The sequence below is a fragment of the Streptomyces sp. NPDC005784 genome, from assembly GCF_042871525.1.
Classification (GTDB): domain Bacteria; phylum Actinomycetota; class Actinomycetes; order Streptomycetales; family Streptomycetaceae; genus Streptomyces.
This window is the reverse complement of record NZ_JBIAIQ010000015.1, coordinates 151377-171048: the sequence shown is the minus strand read 5'-3', so window position 1 is coordinate 171048 and position 19672 is coordinate 151377. Positions and strand designations below refer to the sequence as shown.

The 19672-nt window shown below is 70.8% G+C and carries 16 protein-coding genes; 8 read left to right on the top strand and 8 right to left on the bottom strand.

Features of this window, described 5'->3' with window-relative positions:
- Positions 1-69: 69 nt before the first annotated feature.
- Positions 70-2001: an ABC transporter ATP-binding protein gene (locus ACFYR3_RS24035; RefSeq protein ID WP_356786362.1), complete on the bottom strand. Its 1932-nt coding sequence runs from the start codon at positions 1999-2001 to the stop codon at positions 70-72.
- 252 nt (positions 2002-2253) lie between these two features.
- Here ACFYR3_RS24035 and ACFYR3_RS24030 point away from each other — a divergent pair, with 252 nt between their 5' ends.
- From ACFYR3_RS24030 to ACFYR3_RS24010, 5 genes are all read left to right on the top strand, one after another.
- Positions 2254-3237: a lysylphosphatidylglycerol synthase transmembrane domain-containing protein gene (locus ACFYR3_RS24030; protein ID WP_355854217.1), complete on the top strand. Its 984-nt coding sequence runs from the start codon at positions 2254-2256 to the stop codon at positions 3235-3237.
- A 417-nt stretch (positions 3238-3654) separates the two neighbouring features.
- On the top strand, positions 3655-4419 hold the full coding sequence (locus ACFYR3_RS24025) for a crotonase/enoyl-CoA hydratase family protein (protein WP_389284689.1): 765 nt from the start codon (positions 3655-3657) through the stop codon (positions 4417-4419).
- Between the two features lie 299 nt (positions 4420-4718).
- Positions 4719-5915 (top strand): hypothetical protein, encoded by a 1197-nt coding sequence (locus ACFYR3_RS24020; RefSeq protein ID WP_389284688.1) that lies wholly within the window; start codon positions 4719-4721, stop codon positions 5913-5915.
- Positions 5915-7336 (top strand): hypothetical protein, encoded by a 1422-nt coding sequence (locus ACFYR3_RS24015; RefSeq protein WP_389284687.1) that lies wholly within the window; start codon positions 5915-5917, stop codon positions 7334-7336. Before ACFYR3_RS24020 ends, ACFYR3_RS24015 begins: the two co-directional genes overlap by 1 nt.
- Before the next feature lie 393 nt (positions 7337-7729).
- On the top strand, positions 7730-8815 hold the full coding sequence (locus tag ACFYR3_RS24010) for a mechanosensitive ion channel family protein (RefSeq protein ID WP_355854202.1): 1086 nt from the start codon (positions 7730-7732) through the stop codon (positions 8813-8815).
- Between the two features lie 97 nt (positions 8816-8912).
- Here the strand turns inward: ACFYR3_RS24010 and ACFYR3_RS24005 are convergent, their stop codons facing one another.
- Positions 8913-10466: a M1 family metallopeptidase gene (locus ACFYR3_RS24005; RefSeq protein WP_389284686.1), complete on the bottom strand. Its 1554-nt coding sequence runs from the start codon at positions 10464-10466 to the stop codon at positions 8913-8915.
- Between the two features lie 314 nt (positions 10467-10780).
- Between ACFYR3_RS24005 and ACFYR3_RS24000 the strand changes: the two genes are divergently transcribed.
- From ACFYR3_RS24000 to ACFYR3_RS23990, 3 genes are all read left to right on the top strand, one after another.
- Positions 10781-13000 (top strand): NADP-dependent isocitrate dehydrogenase, encoded by a 2220-nt coding sequence (locus tag ACFYR3_RS24000; protein ID WP_356786353.1) that lies wholly within the window; start codon positions 10781-10783, stop codon positions 12998-13000.
- Positions 13001-13178: 178 nt separating this feature from the next.
- Entirely contained in the window at positions 13179-14237 is a 1059-nt protein-coding gene (locus ACFYR3_RS23995; RefSeq protein ID WP_355854193.1) for a right-handed parallel beta-helix repeat-containing protein, read from the top strand.
- A 133-nt stretch (positions 14238-14370) separates the two neighbouring features.
- Positions 14371-15399: a methyltransferase gene (locus tag ACFYR3_RS23990; protein ID WP_355854190.1), complete on the top strand. Its 1029-nt coding sequence runs from the start codon at positions 14371-14373 to the stop codon at positions 15397-15399.
- A gap of 85 nt (positions 15400-15484) precedes the next feature.
- Here ACFYR3_RS23990 and ACFYR3_RS23985 read toward each other — a convergent pair whose 3' ends face one another.
- Genes ACFYR3_RS23985 through ACFYR3_RS23960 form a run of 6 tightly spaced genes read right to left on the bottom strand, consistent with a single transcriptional unit; the run spans position 15485 to position 19607 of the window.
- Positions 15485-15817, bottom strand: coding sequence for a TcmI family type II polyketide cyclase (locus tag ACFYR3_RS23985; RefSeq protein WP_355854187.1), 333 nt, complete (start codon positions 15815-15817; stop codon positions 15485-15487).
- A gap of 30 nt (positions 15818-15847) precedes the next feature.
- Positions 15848-16327, bottom strand: coding sequence for an SRPBCC family protein (locus ACFYR3_RS23980; protein ID WP_355854184.1), 480 nt, complete (start codon positions 16325-16327; stop codon positions 15848-15850).
- Between the two features lies 1 nt (position 16328).
- The gene (locus ACFYR3_RS23975; RefSeq protein WP_355854181.1) at positions 16329-16589 is read right to left on the bottom strand and encodes an acyl carrier protein; all 261 of its coding nucleotides are present in this window, start codon (positions 16587-16589) and stop codon (positions 16329-16331) included.
- Between the two features lie 29 nt (positions 16590-16618).
- Positions 16619-17866 carry a ketosynthase chain-length factor gene (locus ACFYR3_RS23970; protein ID WP_355854178.1) on the bottom strand — a complete coding sequence of 416 codons (1248 nt, stop codon included), beginning with the start codon at positions 17864-17866 and terminating at the stop codon, positions 16619-16621.
- Entirely contained in the window at positions 17863-19131 is a 1269-nt protein-coding gene (locus tag ACFYR3_RS23965; protein ID WP_356786356.1) for a beta-ketoacyl-[acyl-carrier-protein] synthase family protein, read from the bottom strand. The genes ACFYR3_RS23970 and ACFYR3_RS23965 overlap by 4 nt, the downstream gene beginning before the upstream one ends.
- On the bottom strand, positions 19128-19607 hold the full coding sequence (locus tag ACFYR3_RS23960) for a cupin domain-containing protein (protein ID WP_355854174.1): 480 nt from the start codon (positions 19605-19607) through the stop codon (positions 19128-19130). The genes ACFYR3_RS23965 and ACFYR3_RS23960 overlap by 4 nt, the downstream gene beginning before the upstream one ends.
- Positions 19608-19672: the final 65 nt, after the last annotated feature.

Here is a 19672-nt window from a genome sequence, read left to right as displayed (position 1 = left end):
CCGAAAGGGAACATGAGTGGACGCCCGCCGGTGTGCGGCGGGCGTCCACTTGGCTGTTCCACCCCGCGCCTACGGCGTCGCGTCCACCGTGACCGCAATGTCAGCGACCGGGACCTCCGCGACCGGGATCTCCGCCGCGTCCTCCCGCCCGGTCCTGAACTGTGTCCGGTACAGCTCCGCGTAGCGCCCGTCCGCCGCGAGCAGGTCCTCGTGGGTGCCCCGCTCGACGATCCGGCCCGCCTCGACGACGAGGATCATGTCCGCGGCCCGCACCGTCGACAGCCGGTGCGCGATCACGACGGCGGTGCGACCCGCCAGTGCCTCGGTGAGTGCCTCCTGGACGGCCGCCTCCGAGGTGTTGTCGAGGTGGGCGGTGGCCTCGTCGAGGATGACGACGCGCTGGCGGGCGAGCAGCAGCCGGGCGATGGTCATGCGCTGGCGCTCGCCGCCGGAGAGCCGGTAGCCGCGCTCGCCGACCACGGTGTCGAGGCCGTCGGGCAGGGACCGTACGAGCTCGTCGAGGCGGGCGCGGCGCAGCACGTCCCACAGCTCGTCCTCGCTCGCGCCCGGCCGGGCGAGGAGCAGGTTCTCGCGGACCGATTCGTGGAAGAGGTGCCCGTCCTGCGTGACCATGCCGAGGGTCGCGCGCATCGACGCGGCGCTGAGCTCGCGGACGTCGACCCCGCCGATGCGCACGGCGCCCCCGTCGGTGTCGTACAGGCGCGGCAGCAGTTGCGCGATGGTCGACTTGCCGGCGCCGGAGGAGCCGACGAGCGCGACGGTCTGGCCGGGTTCGGCGCGGAAGGAGATGCCGTGCAGGACCTCGGCACCGCCCCGGGTGTCGAGGGCGGCGACCTCCTCCAGGGAGGCGAGGGAGACCTTGTCGGCGGAGGGGTAGGCGAAGCGGACGTCGTCGAACTCGACGGCGGCGGGTCCGTCCGGGACCGCGCGGGCGTCGGGCTTCTCCTCGATGAGCGGCTTCAGGTCGAGCACCTCGAAGACGCGCTCGAAGCTGACCAGGGCGCTCATCACCTCGACGCGCGCCCCGGCGAGCGAGGTGAGGGGGGCGTACAGGCGGGTGAGCAGCAGCGCCAGTGACACGACGGCGCCGGGTTGCAGCGTGCCCTCCAGCGCGAACCAGCCGCCGAGCCCGTAGACGAGGGCGAGCGCCAGGGCCGACACCAGCGTCAGCGCGGTGATGAAGGCGGACTGCGCCATCGCCGTACGCACCCCGATGTCCCGCACCCGCGACGCGCGCTCAGCGAACTCGGCGGACTCCTCCCCGGGCCGCCCGAAGAGCTTGACGAGGGTGGCGCCGGGCGCGGAGAAGCGCTCGGTCATCCGCGTGCCCATGGAGGCGTTGAGGTCCGCGGCCTCCCGCTGGAGCTTGGCCATCCGGCTGCCCATCCGTCGGGCGGGGAGCACGAACACCGGCAGCAGGGCCAGCGCGAGCAGGGTGATCTGCCAGGACAGGGTGAGCATGACGACCAGGGTGAGCAGCAGCGTCACGACGTTGCTGACGACTCCGGACAGGGTGTTGCTGAAGGCGCGCTGGGCGCCGATGACGTCGTTGTTGAGTCGACTGACGAGCGCGCCCGTACGTGTACGTGTGAAGAACGCGACCGGCATGCGCTGCACATGATCGAAGACAGCCGTCCGCAGATCGAGGATGAGTCCCTCGCCGAGCGTCGACGAAAGCCAGCGGCCCAGTATCCCGAAGGCCGCCTCGGCGAGCGCGATGACGGCGATGAGCACGGCAAGACGGATGACGGTGCTCTCGTCCCCGTGGGTCACGATGGCGTCCACGACGCGCCCCGCGAGCACCGGCGTCGCGACGGCCAGCAGCGCGGTCACCACACTGAGGAGGACGAACTGCGCGATACGACGGCGGTGCGGGCTTGCGAAGGCGGCGATGCGGCGCAGCGTCGCGGGGTCGAAGGGACGACGCTCCTGTTGGGCGTTCATGACACTGTGCAGCTGTGTCCAGGCTGTGGTCTCCATGCTCATGGGAGAGACAGTAGGACCTCAAGCTTTGTTGAGGTCAACGCCTCCGGTCGGGAACATACGCGCGGAGGGCCCCGCGTAGGCACCGTGGTCGGCATCGGGACGGGCATCGGGATCGACATCGAGGTGAATACCAGGGTCAACACCGGGCACCCGAGGGCCACCCCTCCCGCAGCTTGCCCGGCGTGTCAGCCGCAGTCTCCGCGCCCGCAACCTCACGTTGGTGCGGTGTGGAAAACCTCTCCCGATGTGACAGCCGTACGACTTCCCCGGGCACTGCCCCGGCTCCCCCGCCGCCTCACCCTGAGGCCTGCCGCCCGGCCGGTCCTGTGCCTGCTCCCGCTGGCCCTGGTCCTGGTGGTGGCCGTGCGCCACCGGTCCGTGCTCATGGAGGGCTTCGGCCATCTGAAGTCGGCCGAGTGGCCCTGGCTCGTGGCCGCGGCCGCCGCGACCTGTCTGACCTGGGTCGCCGCGGCCGTGACCCGCCAGGGCGCGGTCATGGAACGGCTGCCTGCGCGCCGGCTCCTCGCCACGCAGTTCGCCGCGGGCGCGGCGAACCATCTGCTGCCGACGGGGCTCGGCGCCGGGGCGGTCAATCTGCGGTTCATGACCGTGTGCGGAGTGCCACTGGCCCGCTCGTCGGCCGCGCTCGCGCTGTATCTGCTCGCCGAGTCGGTCACCCGGCTGAGCCTCCTCATCGGTCTGCTGATCGCGTTCCCCGGAGCGCTGCGGCTCGGCGGTCTGCTGCCGGACGGGACGGCCGGCCCGCTGCTGCTCGGCATCGGAGCGGCCGTGTGCGCCGCGGTGGCGGCGCTCGCTCTCGTACGGCGGCTGCGCGCGGCCGTCTTCTCCTTCCTGCGCACCGCGTTCGGCGAGGCCCGCTCGGTGCACACCCGTCCGTCCCGGGCCTTCGCCCTGTGGGGCGGCTCGCTCGCCTTCCCGCTGCTCCAGGCGGCCGGACTGGCCGCGGTGGGGCGTGCGCTGGGGCTCCCGGTGTCGCCCACGCACATGATGATCGCCTATTTGGCGGCGACGGTGGCGGTCGCGATGGTGCCGACGCCCGGCGGTCTCGGTTCGGTGGAGGCGGCGCTGATCCTGGCGCTGGTCGCCGCGGGCGGCCCGGTGGCGGTGGCGACCGCGGTGGTGCTGGCGTACCGGATCATCACCGTGTGGCTGCCGCTCCTCCCTGGGGCGCTGACGCTGGGGGCGCTGGTCCGCTACAAGGTGATCTGAGCCGAAGGTGATCCGAGCCGCCGCCCGGCCCGTTCCCGTGCGGCCGGTCTGCTCAACCCCGGGAGCCGGGTGTCAGAGGCCGAGCCCGTCGGCCCCCGGTCGCACGATCTGCTCAACCCGGGTTCCGGACACCGGAGGCCGAGCCCGTCGGCTCCGAGTCGCACGAACTGCTCAACCCGGGATCCGGGTGTCAGAGGCCGAGCCCGTCGGCTCCGAGTCGCACGAACTGCTCAACCCGGGATCCGGACACCAGAGGCCGAGCCCGTCGGCTCCCGGTCTCGCGGGGGATCGGCCGCACGCCCCACGGCAGGGGACGGAGCCCGTCCGCTCCGGGTGGTGCGTTCTGTCGCGTGCTGTGATACCGAGGAGTAGCCACGGCGTGCGATGAGGCGCGCCGACTCAGAAAGGGGCAGCGCGATGCCGGTCCGGATCGAACGTCAGGGTTACGTCACCACCGTCGTCCTCTCCCGGCCCGCCGCCCGCAACGCGGTGGACGGTGCGACCGCCGCCGAACTCGCGGACGCCTTCCGGAAGTTCGAGGCCGACGAGACGGCTCGCGTCGCCGTGCTGTGGGGCGAGGGCGGCACCTTCTGCGCGGGCGCGGACCTCAAGGCCATCGGTACCGAGCGCGGCAACGAGGTCGCCGAGGACGGTGACGGGCCGATGGGTCCCACCCGGCTGCGGCTGACCAAGCCGGTGATCGCGGCGGTCGCGGGACACGCCGTGGCCGGCGGTCTGGAGCTGGCGCTCTGGTGCGATCTGCGGGTCGCCGAGGAGGACGCCGTCTTCGGGGTGTTCTGCCGCCGCTGGGGTGTCCCGCTGATCGACGGGGGCACGGTACGACTGCCCCGGCTCATCGGCATGAGCCGCGCGATGGACATGATCCTCACCGGTCGCCCGGTCACCGCTCCGGAGGCGTACGGGATGGGGCTCGCCAACCGGCTCGTCCCGGTGGGCCGGGCCCGCACCGAGGCCGAGCAACTGGCCGCCGAGATCGCAGACTTCCCGCAGTCCTGTCTGCGCAGCGACCGTGCCTCGGTCCTCGACCAGGAGGGCCTGATCGAGAAGGAGGCCATGCGGACCGAACTCCGGTACGGCATGGGCGTACTGGACGAAAGCATGGAAGGCGCGGCCCGCTTCGCCTCCGGCGCGGGGCGGCACGGTTCGTTCGGCGGAGTCTGACACCGGGGCCGACGCCCGCTCCGGCACCAGTACTCCGACCGCCTGGGTTCGCCGGGTCGTTCAGGCCGCGGCGGCGAGCGGGCGACCGCCCCGGCGGATGCCCTGCCAGGGCGGCGATGCGGGTGCGCCATTCGGCGCCGCGCGGGCGTCGACCACGATGCCACCGCCGGCAGCGAGGTCCGACGCCCGGGTCGTACAACCTTCGTACGGCGATCATGGTCTCAGCGTGCGAACACACCGTCCGGTGGGCCGGCCCCGAGGGGTCGGCCCACCGGCGTTCCACGACAGAGGGAGGGCTTTTGCCCCGTCGAGAGAGCCGCACGCTCGGGCAGCCGTCCGGTCGTGCCTGGTCACTGTCTCTGGTGGCCGGTCTGCTGCTGGCCCTTGGGACACCGCACCTCGCCGCCGCCGAGGAGGACAAGCCCCGCTTCGACCGGGCGGTCGAGAAGGTCACCACGACCCCCGGGGCGAAGTTCGACCTGCCCGGAGGATTCACCAACAGCACGGGACGAACGCTCGACACCCTGTATGTGGAGGTTCAGCTCGCCGACTACCTCTCCTTCGCGGAGGAGTTCGGCAACTGCTGGTACGAGGAGGACAACGACACCTTGCTGGTCGACGGAATGACCTGCCGGCTGGAAGGCACGATCCGGTCCGGCCGGTCCTACGACCTGGACTTCGGCAAGGTGAACGTCGACAACGCGGCGCGCTTCGGGAACATCTACTACAGCGTGGGCGTCGACGCCAAGCCGCCGGAAGGCACACGCCGGGGCACAGGCCGCCAGCTGACCTTCGGCGAGCGTGACCACGCGGACCGGTACGTCCGTTCGGCTTCGGCTTCGGCTTCGGCTTCGGCTTCGGCTTCGTACGACGTGGTGTCGACCCGTCTGGACGTCGACAACCCCGTCGACCTCGCGCTCAACGAGGTGACCCTGCGCGGCAAGCGGGGAGACAGAGTCAAGGCCGACTTCTTCTTCGTCAACAACGGTCCCGCGGGCATACGGGCCGTCTTCGACAGCGAGGAGGACAACGAGACGGCGGTAGTGGTCAACCTGACGGTGCCGCCCGGACTGACGGCCGTCGAGGTCCCCGACTTCTGCCGGGGCAAGGAGCGAGGACACGGGGACAAGGGTGCCCCGGGCGCGTCCCACTACTACTGCTGGCAGCACCGTCTCGACAAGAGCCGGACCATGTCCCCGGGGCAGTTCGAGTACTTCCCCTTCGTGTTCCGCATCGACCGGGCCGACAACAGGCCCGGCAGGATCGAAATGGCGACGTCCGACCAACGCGACGACAGCGACCCGTCGAACGACTCGGCCGCCATCAAGGTCGACATCGCCGACGCCCCGTCCCTCCCGTCGGCCTCGAGCGGGGGCGTCTCCCCCTCCCACGTCCTCATCGGCGGCGGCATCGCCGCGGCACTGGCCCTGGGCGGCGGCGCCCTGTGGCGGCGGCGCCGGTCCGAGGCTTCCCACACCCTCCGGGAGGAGTCCTGATGAATCGCACCCCCCGGCGCTCCCCTCGCCTCACACTCGTCGGCATGGCTCTGGCGGCGGGCGCCCTGCTGACCACGGCACCCGCCGACGCGAACACCACCCGGCCGGACGCCACAACACGCCCCCTGGTCGTGGTCATCGACACACCGTGGGAGGAGATCGCCCCCATGGACAAGACCGCCCACTCCAACGGCATCTGGGTGTCCGACGTGGGACGGGCGGACCTCACCGACGTCACTGTGACGATCGACGCCTCCGCCCTGAAGGCCGTCTCGGACGACGTGGACGTGCCCTGCGACCCCGACGGCGACCTGATCGGTGTCTGTGACGGCATCGGCCCGGTCCGGCGGGGCGTGCCCGTCCGGGCCGGAGCGGTGCGCGTCGGCCGCCCGAAGACCTCAGCCACGGGAACCTCCCATCAGGTGCGGATCACGGCCACCGCCGGGGACGGCTCGCGCGGCATGCAGCGGTACACGGTCACGGTGCCGGAGACCGGGCCGACGTTCGACCGGGGGGCGAACGCCCGCGAACGGCTCGCCCCCGGCGGGACGCTGCCACTGCCGGGTGGCTTCACCAACTTCACCCGCGCGCCTCTCCCTGCGGTCCGGGTCGAACTGACGCTTTCGTCGGGCCTGTCGCTCACCAAACGGTTCCGCAACTGCGTGTGGGTGCGCTCGGAGACCGGCTCGGCGACCGTGAGTTGCAAGGTGCTGGGCCCCTTCGAACCGCTGGCCTCGTACGACCTCGATCTCGGCGCGGTACGGGCCGACGTCCACGCCATGTGGGAAGGCGTCGGGTACCAAGTGAGATCGATGTCGGCCGACGCCCCCCTGGTGCAGGTGCCCCTGGGCAATGAACGGATGGGCGACGCACCCGACGAGCTGACGGCCGTCCCCCGGTCCTCCGCCGCCACGCACCTGCGCACGGACGCAAAGGTGCAGCATCCACTGCGCACCGCCGTCGACGTGGCCAACACGGCGGACTTCGCCGTCACCGGGACCACCCTGCGGGGCAGGCCCGGCGACGTGGTGCGGGCGGAGTTCACCGTGCGCAACCTCGGGCCCGGTTCCAGGAACCCCACGCAGAAGGAGGGGAGGAGCGCCTACGCCCCGTTGTGGCTGTCCGTGCCTCCGGGCGTGACCGTGGTGCACGCCCCGCCGATCTGCTTCGGGCACAAAACGAACCGGCCCTCCACGCGATATGAGGACAATGTGGGGCTGGGCAAGCCCAAGGGGCGGGGTTACAGCTGCGGGGGCACCGGCGGGCAGTACCTCGCGGCCGGGGAGGAGCTGCGGTACGTGTTCGAGTTCCGCATCGAGGCGTCAGGGGATCTGCGGCCCGGTTTCGTCACCACGATGTACCGGGAGGGAGACCCCCGCCCGAAGAACAACACAGCACGCGTCGAGGTCAAGGAGCGGTAGGGACAGCGAGAAGACCGTTTGAAGCGCCGGCCGCCGTTCCCGGATGTGGAAGACCGGGCCGGGCCCGCAGTTGTCCCGCGAGGGCCGGCCGCGACGGCAGGGCGAGCAACTCCTGGCCGTGGCGGTGACGCCGGAGCCCGCGCGACGGCCACCCGCACCTGCGCCCCCGCCGGCAAAGGCAGTTGGCCGGGCCGGCCGTCAAGAGGGCTGGCACACAGGGCTGGTGACGGAGGGGCATGCGGATGCGGCAGGATGAGCGGTCCCCCCGGACGACGACGAACACCCGTCCGGGCATGATCGTGCGTTCCCGGATTCGAGCAGGTGGCAAGTGACGACACAGCACATTCGGCCCGCGGGCCCTCACCCCGGTCCCGGCTTCCGAGGAGGTCATCGATGAAGCGCTCCGTCACCGTGGACGACCTGATGATCGCCGGAATAGCCGTGGCAGCCGGGCTGCTGGCGGCGTTCCTGCTGCGGATGCTGCTGCGCTGGCTGGGCAGGCACGCCGAGCGCACCCGCTGGAGCGGCGACGACGTCATGGTGGACGCGCTGCGCACCGTGGTGCCGTGGTCGGCCGTCGCCGGGGGCATCGCGGCGGCGGCCGCGGTGCTTCCGCTGACGGCGCCGGTCGGCCGCACCGTCAACCGGTCGCTGACCGTCCTGCTCATCCTGGTCACGACGGTCACCGCGGCCCGGCTGATCACCGGCCTGGTCCGGTCGGTGACCCAGTCCCGCTCGGGCGTCGCCGGTTCGGCCACCATCTTCGTCAACATCACCCGGGTCGTGGTGCTGGCGATCGGCTTCCTGATCGTCCTGCAGACCCTCGGGATCTCGATCGCGCCGCTGCTGACGGCCTTGGGCGTGGGCGGTCTGGCCGTCGCCCTCGCCCTCCAGGACACTCTCGCCAATCTCTTCGCGGGCGTGCACATCCTCGCGTCGAAGACGATCCAGCCGGGCGACTACATCCAGCTGAGCAGCGGCGAGGAGGGGTATGTCGTCGACATCAACTGGCGCAACACCACGGTCCGTCAGCTCTCCAACAACCTGGTCATCATCCCCAACGCCCAGCTCTCGGGCACCAACATGACCAACTTCACCCGGCCCGAGCAACGGATGACGCTCACCGTGCAGGTCGGCGTCGGCTACGACAGCGACCTGGACCACGTCGAGCGGGTCACCAACGAGGTCGTCGCCCAGGTGATGACCGGGATCGACGGCGCCGTCCCGGAGCACGAACCCGCGGTGCGTTTCCACACCTTCGGCGACTCCCGCATCGGTCTCACCGTGATCCTCGGCGTGGGCGAGTTCAGCGACCAGTACCGGATCAAGCACGAGTTCATCAAGCGCCTGCACAAGCGCTACCGGGACGAGGGCATCCGGATTCCGTCGCCCGCCCGGACGGTCGCGCTCCAGCCCGGCGGCGCGGGATTCCTGGAGACCGCCATCCCCCATCAGCGCGAGGCCGCGAAACGGCCCTGAGAGCCCGTCCGTTGACGACCTGAGATCGGTCCGGGGGGGCCGGGCGGAACACTCCGCCCGGCCCCCCGCCGGTTGCCCCCGCCGGTCGCCGGCGCGATCAGAGCGTGGCGGTCGAGTCCGGGTAGTGGCCGGGCGCGCGGTTGCGCGGCGCGACCAGGCTCGACACCACCGGGGTGACCGTCCAGTCCGGGTGGTTCGGCATACGCGGTGTCCTCGTCCCGTACAGCCAGTCGTTCAGGAAACCGGACTGGTCCTGTCCGGAGATCTCGGAGACGACCGCGATGTAGTCCGCGGTGGTCGCCGCGGAGTTGCGGTGGCGCGCGAGGAAGGTGCGCTCGATGCGGTTGAAGACGTCCTCACCGAGGGCCTCGCGCAGCGCGTAGAGGACCAGGACACCGCCCAGGTAGCGCTGGTTGTCGAAGAGGTTGGCCTCGTTCGGCGCGGCGACGGGCCCGGAGTCGTTGCGCCACTGGTCGCCCCTGGCGTACGTGTCCTTCATCCGGGCTTCCATGGTGGTCATGCCGAGCGAGTCGGCCCAGCCGCGCTCGTAGCGGTAGAGCAGCCCGTAGAAGTCCGCGTGGCCCTCGTTCAGCCACAGATCGGCCCAGTTGGCCGGGCTGACGCTGTTGCCGAACCAGGAGTGGACCAGCTCGTGCATCATGTGCGAGCCGATCTTCTTCTCCTCCTGGAGCAGGAAGTTCGGCTTGTACAGCGTCAGGGTCTGGGTCTCCAGGCCCGTGAAGTCGAAGGCGTTCGCGTCGTCGGAGTTGCAGGGCAGCAGCCCGTACGTCTCGAACGGGTAGGCGCCGAGGCGCTGTTCCAGCCAGTCGACAAGGCCGGGGGTGAGCGCTAGCGCCGGCTCCAGCGCGGCGGCGCGCGCGGTCGGGACGACATCCCGAAGCCCCAGCCCGTTCGGGCCCTGCCGCTCCTTGACGACGTAGTCGCCGACCGTGATCTGCACCAGCTCGGTGGCTATCGGGGAACCCGAGCGGTACGTGTACGCGGTCCGGTCGCCGTCCAGGCTCTCCGTGCAGACCAGCGTGCCGTTCGCGACACCGCGCAGGGTGTTCGGCACGGTGATGCGGAAACTGAAGTCCGCCTTGTCCACCGGGTGGTCGTTGCACGGGAAGACGGTGTGCGCGGAGTTCGGCTGGGGGCAGACCGCGAAGCCGTCGGGGGTGGGAACCCAGGCGGTGTGCGCGAGCGCCTTGGCCGGGTCGGCGCGGTACTCGACGCAGACCGCGACGGCACGGGACCTCGGCAGGGTCCGGGCCGGGGTGACCCGCAGCTTCTCGCCCGCCTGCTCGAAGCCGGCCGCGACACCGCCGACCTGCACCACGCGCACGTCCAGGCCGAGCGCGTCGAGCGAGAAGCGGGAGAGGTCCTGGGTCGCCCTGATCATCAGGGTCGCCTTGGCGTCGACCAGCCGGGTCGTGGCGTCGTACGAGAAGTCGAGGTGGTACGCCTCGACGCGGTAGCCGTCGTTGCCGAGGGCCGGGAAGACGGAATCGCCGAGGGTCTCCGCGCCCGGGGTGCCCTCATCAGGCCTTAAGGCGAGGGGCCGCGCCGAGGCCGTGGGTGCGGCGACGAGCGCGGCGGCCGTGCCGAGCAGCGCGGCCGCGGGGGCCGTCACTCTGGTGCGATATCTCATGGTCCGCTTTCGTTCGGGCGGCGGGGAGCCTGGCGTTCCGCCGCAAGATCAAGTACGCGATCACCCTCCAGTACGCCTGGGCGGGGCGCCCGGTTGCCTCGAACCGGCAATTCCGCGTTCACTTCGGCCGCCGTTTTCACTTCCGCCCCGGCGCGGCGCGACGGGGGCGGTGTCCGGTCCGGCCCGCCCGGTCCGATGCGGACGGCGGTTTCCGCCACGCCCGGCCCGACCCGGGACGGACCCCTGTCGAGCCGGGGCCGCTCAGGAGATATCTTGATGTCGAGCAATGTTGCAGACGTGGAGCGGAGCACCCGGTGACTGACTCGACCATCATTTACACGCACACTGACGAGGCCCCGGCCCTGGCGACGTATTCGTTCCTGCCGGTGGTCCAGGCGTACGCCTCGCAGGCGGGTGTCACTGTGGAGACCCGTGACATCTCGCTGGCCGGGCGCATCATCGCCCTCTTCCCGGAGTTCCTCCAGGAGGACCAGCGCATCGAGGACGCCCTGTCCGAGCTCGGTGAGCTGGCCAAGACGCCCGGCGCGAACATCATCAAGCTGCCGAACATCTCGGCCTCGATCCCCCAGCTCAAGGCCGCGGTCGCCGAGCTGCAGGCCCAGGGCTACGCACTCCCGGACTACCCGGACGACCCGAAGTCGGACGAGGAGCGCGACATCCGCGCCCGTTACGACAAGGTCAAGGGCAGCGCCGTGAACCCGGTGCTGCGCGAGGGCAACTCCGACCGCCGCGCCCCCGCGTCGGTCAAGAACTACGCCAAGACCCACCCGCACCGCATGGGCAAGTGGACGTCCGACTCGAAGACGAACGTCGCCACGATGGGCGTCGACGACTTCCGGTCCACCGAGAAGTCCGCGGTGATCTCGGAGGCCGGCTCGCTGCGGATCGAGCTGGTCGGCGACGACGGCTCCACCACCGTGCTGCGCGAGTCCGTACCCGTCCTCGCGGACGAGGTCGTGGACGCGTCCGTCCTGCACGTCGCGCCGCTGCGCGAGTTCCTCACGGAGCAGATCGCCCGCGCCAAGGCCGAGGACGTGCTGTTCTCGGTGCACCTCAAGGCCACGATGATGAAGGTCTCCGACCCGATCGTCTTCGGTCACGTGGTGCGCGCCTTCTTCCCGAAGACGTTCGCCGCGCACGGCGCGACGCTCGCCGCCGCCGGTCTGACCCCGAACGACGGTCTCGGCGGCATCTACAAGGGCCTGGAGGCGCTGCCCGAGGGTGCCGAGATCAAGGCGTCCTTCGACGCCGAACTCGCCGAGGGCCCGGCCCTCGCGATGGTCGACTCCGACAAGGGCATCACGAACCTGCACGTGCCGTCCGACGTCATCGTCGACGCCTCGATGCCGGCCATGATCCGCACCTCCGGCCACATGTGGGGTCCGGACGGCCAGGAGGCCGACACCCTCGCGGTCCTGCCGGACAGCAGCTACTCCGGTGTCTACCAGGTCGTCATCGACGACTGCCGCGCCAACGGCGCCTTCGACCCGTCGACCATGGGCACCGTCCCGAACGTCGGTCTGATGGCGCAGAAGGCCGAGGAGTACGGCAGCCACGACAAGACCTTCGAGATCCCGACGACCGGCACGGTCCGCCTCGTCGACCGGGCCGGCAACGTCGTCCTGGAGCAGGCCGTCTCCGCCGGCGACATCTTCCGCGCCTGCCAGACCAAGGACGCCCCGATCCGCGACTGGGTGAAGCTGGCCGTCACCCGCGCCCGCGCCACCGGCGACCCGACCGTGTTCTGGCTGGACGAGGACCGCGCCCACGACGCCGTCCTCATCGAGAAGATCAAGCGGTACCTGCCGGAGCACGACACCGAGGGCCTGGACATCCGCATCCTGTCCCCGGTCGAGGCGACCAAGCTGTCGGTGGAGCGCATCCGCCGCGGCGAGGACACGATCTCGGTCACCGGCAACGTGCTGCGCGACTACCTGACCGACCTGTTCCCGATCCTGGAGCTGGGCACCAGCGCCAAGATGCTGTCGATCGTCCCGCTGATGGCGGGCGGCGGCCTCTTCGAGACGGGCGCCGGCGGCTCCGCCCCGAAGCACGTGCAGCAGCTCGTCAAGGAGAACTACCTGCGCTGGGACAGCCTCGGTGAGTTCCTCGCGCTGGCCTCCAGCTTCGAGCACCTCGCGACCACCACGGGCAACGCGCGCGCCCAGGTGCTCGCCGACACCCTCGACCGCGCGACGGCGACCTTCCTCAACGAGGACAAGTCGCCGACCCGTCGCGTCGGCGGCATCGACAACCGCGGCAGCCACTTCTTCCTCTCCCTGTACTGGGCGGACGAGCTGGCGCGGCAGACCGACGACGCGGACCTCGCCAAGGCGTTCGCCCAGCTCGCCGAGACGCTCACCGCGCAGGAGCAGACGATCGTCGACGAGCTGAACGCGGTCCAGGGCAACCCGGCCGACATCGGCGGCTACTACCAGCCCGACCCGGCCAAGGCCGCGAAGGTCATGCGCCCGTCCGCCACCTGGAACGAGACGCTGGCGATCCTCGCCTGACCCACGCACCACCCCAGCACCACCCCCGCGGGCACGGTTCCGCGCACGCCGCCCCGGCCGGATCCTCCGGCCGGGGCGGCGTCGTCGTGAGGTCCTCCCGGCGCGTCACGGTGACAGCTGCGGCCCACCTGGGGGATCACCGGTGGCGGGCCGGAACACCCGTTCATAACTTCGGCCTATGACCAAACAACAGATGGCCTACCTCGCGTGCACCGCGGTGGTCGTGGCGTCCGGCGTGGGTGCCGCTCTGCCGGCCGACCACCCGTCAGTGCACCTGGTACGCCCGGGTGAATCCATCCAGAAGGCCGTGAACTCGGCGCGAGCGGGCGACACCGTCGTCGTCGCCCCCGGCACTTACCACGAGAGCGTCACCATCACGGTGGCGAACCTGACCCTGCGGGGCGCGAGCGCCCGTGCCACCGTCATCGTGCCGGGTACGTCCACCACCGACGCGTGCGCCAAGGCGGGCAACGGCATTTGTGTGACAGGGACGGACAAGAGTCGCGTCCGGGGCGTCACCGTCGCCTCACTGACCCTCAGGGGCTTCTCCAAGCAGGGTCTGTGGGCGTCGGGGACCGACGGGCTGACGGTCCGCGGGGTGACCGCCGAGAAGAACGGCCAGTGGGGCCTCGCCGAGGAGAGGTCCGTTCGCACGAAGTTCGTCCGCAACGTCGCGAAGGACAACGGCGACGCCGGAGTGTTCCTTTCCAACACGGTCGCCACCGAGGAGGGAGCCCGCGACACCAAGGGCACGCTGGTCGCCCACAACCAGTTGAGCGGCAACCGGATCGGCATCACGGTGCGGCGGCTGCGGAACCTGACCGTCGCCCGCAACGAGGCCACCGGCAACTGCACCGCCGTGTTCATCGTGGGTGACGAGAACAAGCCCCGGGTCGGGGACCTGTCCGTGCGCCGGAACTACATCCACGCCAACAACAAGTCCTGCCCCAAGACCGCCCGGCTGCCCGCCCTCCAGGGCTCGGGAATCGTCCTCACCGGCGCGGAGGACGTGCGCGTGACGCACAACCGGGTCGAGGACAACGTGGGCACGTCCCCGCTGTCGGGCGGCATCGTGCTGTTCAAGAGCTTCGTGGGCGCGCTCAGCGAGCGCAACGTCGTGCGCGACAACGTGGTCCTGCGCAACGGCCCGTCCGACCTGGCCAACCGCGACACCGGCAAGGGCAACACGTTCCCGGGCAACACCTGCAAGGTCTCCGAGCCCGCCGGATTGTGCTGACGTCCCGGCCCGACCGCAGAGCCGGGTCCGCACCCCCGTACGGCCCGGTCCTGCCTCCGTTCAGCCCGGTCCGCCCCCCGTTCGGACCGATCCGGTCTGCCCGTACGGCACGACACCAGAAACGAGGCATTGAATGACGACTGTCGATCAGAGTCCCCCGCCGCCCATGCGGCTGAGGGAACTCGTCTTCGGGGCGGCCTGCGCCGCCGCCGTACGCGCCGCGGCGCGGCTGGGTGTGGCGGACGCCCTGGACGAAACGCCCATGAGCGCGGAGGACCTGGCCGCCGCGGTGAAGACCCAGCCGGGGACCCTGCGCCGGCTGCTGCGCGCCCTGTCCTGCCAGGGAGTCTTCACGGAGCGCCCCGACGGCACGTTCGCGCACACGGAGATGTCCCGGCTCCTGCGCGAGGACGACCCGAACAGCCTGCGGTACATCGCCCTGTGGTGCACCGAGCCCTGGACGTGGAACGTGTGGCCGCAGCTCGACGAGGCGGTCCGTTCCGGCCGCAACGTCTTCGAGGACGTGTACGACAAGGAGTTCTTCACGTACCTCAACGAGGACGCCCCCGAGTCCGCGCACGTCTTCAACCGGGCGATGACGACGTCCAGTTCGCAGTCGGCGCGGGACGTCGCGGACCTGCTCGACCTGCGGGGTGTGAAGGCGGTCGCCGACATCGGTGGCGGTCAGGGACACGTCGTGGCCAGTCTGCTGGAGAAGCACCCCGGCATGCACGGCACCCTGCTCGATCTGCCGGGCGTGGTGGAGAACGCCGATCCGCGACTGCGGAGCGGCGGGGCGCTGGCCGACCGGGTGCGGATCGTGGCCGGGGACTGCCGTGAGGACATCCCGGTCCAGGCGGACGTGTACATCATCAAGAACATCCTGGAGTGGGACGACGAGAGCACCCGCAGGGCGCTTTCGAACGTCCGCAAGGCCGCACGGCCCGGTGCCCGGGTCGTCGTCATCGAGAACCTCGTGGACGACACCCCGTCGATGAGGTTCACGACGGCCATGGACCTGCTGCTGCTCCTCAACGTCGGCGGTGCCAAGCACACCCGGCAGAGCATGGTCGACCGGCTCACGGCCGCGGGCCTGGTCATCGGCGAGATCCGCCCGGTGAACGCCTATCTGCACGCCTTCGAGTGCACCGTCCCCGGCTGATCCGGAAGGCACCCGAGAAATCCCGAGGCCGCCGGTTCCGCTTCGTCGCGGAGCCGGCGGCCTCGGGTTGTGTCCGGACGCCCGCTCAGCCGGCGGCGTCCCGCTCCCAGCGGTAGAAGCAGTGCGCCATGGCGTCCTTGGGGCTCCGCCACGTCTGCGGGTCGTACGCGCTGACGTACGCCGACAGTTCCTCGCTCACGCTCCGGAACTCGGGGTGTCCGGCGATCTTCGCGATGGCCGGTCCGGGGTCCCGCTCGGACTCGATGAGGTGCAGATACACGTCACCGAACTGGAAGAGGCTGCGCCGGTTGACGCCGATGAGGTGCGGGAGTTCACCCCGGTCGGAGGCGGCGAACACGTCGGAGATCGCCGGCGCCGAGTCGGGCGCCATGCGGGCGACGATCAGGGCGTGGTGCATCGGGTGTCCTTTCTGTGCCGGTGCCGTCGGTCAGCGGGGCATGGCGGCCGGGCTGCGGCGCTCGCGGGCGGCCTGCTCGATCCGGTCCCGGATGAGGGCCATCTGTGTGACGGAGTTGCGGTTGATGTTGTCCGTCATCCAGGCGTCGTCGACCGGGGCGTCGGGCTTCATCGCGAAGTCCTGCACCCAGCGCATGTGGGTGCCGGCCGGGGTCTCCTCGTACTCCCACCGGATGTTCATGTGCGCGAACGGTCCCGTCTCGACCCGGCGTGCCCGGACGGTTCGCTTCGCTCGGTCCACGGTTCTCTGCGAGACCCAGCTCCACACCTTCCCGTTCTCGTCGGGGTGCATGGTGAGGCGGAAGGTCGTCGTGTCGCCGTCCCGGGAGAGGACTTCGAGGGACGCGTACTCGCTGAAGAGCTGCGGCCAGTTCTCGATGTCGTTGGTGATGTCCCAGACGAGGTCGAGCGGGGCGTCGATGACGATGCTGTTCTCGGTGTGTCCGGCCACTTCAGGCTCCAGCCTTGAGGGTGTCGTTGACGAGATCGAGGAACGCGCGAGGCGTCTTGCAGCGCTCCGCGTCGGGCGGCAGGGGCCGGCTGTACCGGTTCTCCAGCTCGCCGACGATGCCGAGCAGGGCGAGCGAGTCGAGTCCGAGGGTGCCGAACGGCGCGTCCATGGACCCGGCGAGTTCCTTGGGGTCGACGGTTATCCCGGCCGCCTTCTTCATGAGCGCGGCCAGTTCGTCGACGGTCACTTCGGTGGTGATCATGCGGGTGTTCTCCTCACGTGCTGCCCGGACTACCGGGCGTGGTCTCCGCCGCGGCGCACGACCAGGGCCGCGTTGGACCCCATGAGTCCCCTGCTGAGGACCAGGGCCGTGCGCAGTTCGGCGGGGCGGGCGTTCGACATCACCAGGTCGAGGTCGTGGCAGATGTCGAACACGTTGGGGGTGGGGGGAATCTGGCCGTGCTCCATCGCGAGCACCGCGGCCGCGGTGTCCAGCAGGGGCGCCCCGCAGTAGGCCCGTCCGATTCCCGTCTTGGGCGCCGTGACGGGTACCCGGGTGCCGTGCGCCCCCAGGGCGTCGGCGATGGCCAGGGCTTCGGCGCGGTCCGCCGCCGGGACGCCCAGGGCGTCGGCGAAGACGACGTCGATCTCCTCCGGGGCGCAGTCGGCCTCGGCGAGGGCGCCGCGGATCGCGTGCGCGAGTCCCTCCCGGGACCGCTCCCACTGCGAGGCGCCGGTGAACGTGGCCGCGTGTCCGGCGACGACGGCCCGGACCGCCGCTCCCCGGTCGCGCGCACGCCCCTCGTCCTCCACGACGAGCATGGCGCCGCCCTCCGCGGGTACAAAGCCGCAGGCTCCCTTGGTGAAGGGGCGGTAGGCGCGATCGGGGTCCTCGACGGTACTGAGCTCGGGGTAGGCGAGCTGGCAGACCATCGAGTACGGGGCCAGGGGCGCCTCCGCGGCGCCGACGACCATCGCGCCGGTGCCGCGCCGTACACCCCGGGCGGCGTGCGCGATGGCGTCCAGTCCCCCGGCCTCGTCGCTCGCGACGACCCCGCACGGCCCCTTGAAGCCGCCGCGGATGGAGATCTGGCCGGTGCTCGCCGCGTAGAACCAGGCGATGGACTGGTACGGGCCCACGAACCGGGAGCCCTGGCCCCACAGTTTCTGCAGTTCCCGCTGGCCGAACTCGCCGCCGCCGGATCCGGCGGCGGTGACCACTCCGATGTCGTACGCCTCCTCGGGGTCGACCGCTCCGAGGCCCGCGTCGTCGAGGGCGAGGACGGTCGCGGCCATCGCGAAATGGCTGAATCGGTCGGTCTGGACGAGGAACCGCTCCTCGATGAGGTCCGCGGCATCGAAGGCCCGGACCTCACCCGCGACGCGCAGCGGCAGATGCTCGCAGCCCTCGCGGGTGATCCGGTCCAGCACGCCGAGGCCTTCCCTGACGGACTTCCAGTAGGCGTCGGCGCGCAATCCGTTGGGCGCGATCACACCGATTCCGGTGACTGCCGCGCGCCGGGGGCGCTGAGTGCTCATCGTGTCCTCCCACCCGGCCCGGTCAGGAGCACCGCGGACTGGAATCCGCCGAACCCGCTGCCGACGGAGAGCACATTCCTGAGCTTCCGGGGGCGTGCGGTGCGCGGCACGTAGTCCAGGTCGCATTCGGGGTCGGGGGTTTCGTAGTTCGCCGTGGGCGGCACCACCTGGTGCTTCAGGGCGAGGACGCAGGCGACGACCTCGATCGCGCCGATCGCGCCCAGCGAGTGGCCCACCATGGATTTGATGGAGCTCATGGGCGTGTCGTACGCGTGCTCGCCCAGGGACTGCTTGACCGCGGCGGTCTCGTGCCGGTCGTTCTGCCGGGTGCCCGAGCCGTGCGCGTTGACGTAGTCGATCAGCGTGGGGTCGAGGCGGGCCTGGTCGAGGGTGCTGTCGATCGCCCGGGACATTTCCAGGCCCTCGCTGGTCAGACCGGTCATGTGATAGGCGTTGCCGTAGGTGGCGTAGCCGCCGATCTCGCAGTAGATGTGCGCGCCGCGGGCCCGGGCGTGCTCGTACTCCTCCAGGACCAGTACGGCCGCGCCCTCGCCCATGACGAAGCCGTTGCGGTCTGCGTCGAAGGGCCGGGAGGCGTGCTCGGGGTCGTCGTTGTTGGGCGACGTGGCCTTGATGGCGTCGAAGCAGGCCATCGTGATCGGGGATATCGGCGAGTCGGACGCCCCGGCTATGCAGACGTCGGCCCGGCCCTCCTCGATGGTGTGGAAGGCGTATCCGACCGCGTCGAGTCCGGAGGTGCAGCCGGTGGAGACGGTCTGCACCGGTCCCTGCGCCCCGAACTGCGAGGCGACGACCGAGGCGAGCGTGCTGGGCGAGAACGCCAGGTGCAGCTGCGGGTCGGCCGTGCGGTGGTCCACGTCCCAGCGCCGGCCCCCTTCGCTGACCAGGACGTAGTCGTGCTCCAGTCGGGTGGTGCCGCCGACGGCGCTGCCCAGGCAGACTCCGACGCGCCAGGGGTCCTCCCGGCCGGCGTCGAGTCCTGAGTCACGGACCGCTTCCCCGGCGGCGACCACGGCGAACTGTATGTAGCGGTCGGCGTGGCGGCTCATGTCCGGGTCGAGTCCGTGCTCGAGCGGGTCGAAGTCGCATTCGGCGGCTATGCGCGAGCGCAGGCCCTCCGGGTCGAACAGCGTGATACCGCGGGTCGCGGTGCGGCCGGCCGCGAGGAGGTCCCAGAACGCCTTTGCCCCGGTGCCTCCCGGAGCGACCACACCGATACCGGTGACGGCCACCCGCCGGGTCACTGTATGGCCCCACTTCGCTCGGACGGCTGTCCGTGGTCCGGCGCGGACAGGTCCGGCCCGCCGATGACGACCTCGTGGCCGGGCGCGGCGTCGGTCTCTTCGGTGTCGACGTGGCCGAGGCTCGGACGCGGGGCGAGCGGGCCCAGGTGGAAGACCATGCGGGCTTCCTCGTCGCCGACGTTGCGGAAGCGGTGCCGCATGTCGATCGGGATCAACAGACCCTGGTCGGGCCGGAGCCCGAACGCCTCACCGTCCAGATCCACTTCGAGGGCGCCGCTGACGACGTACACGAACTCCTCGGAGTACGGGTGGTAGTGCTCGCCGATGCGCTCACCGGGCTGGATGATGGCCAGCCCCATGAATCCGCTGGTGGACCCCGCCGTGGCGGGCGTGAGCAGGGCCCGGATGTCTCCTCCGCGCCTGCGGTTCGGTTCCGTCTCGCTCAGGTCCACGATGCGTGGATGGTGCTTGATCATGCTTGATACCTCCGGGTGTGGCGAGGACGTCGGATGGGACGTCCGGGGACGCGGGCTGCGGCGGT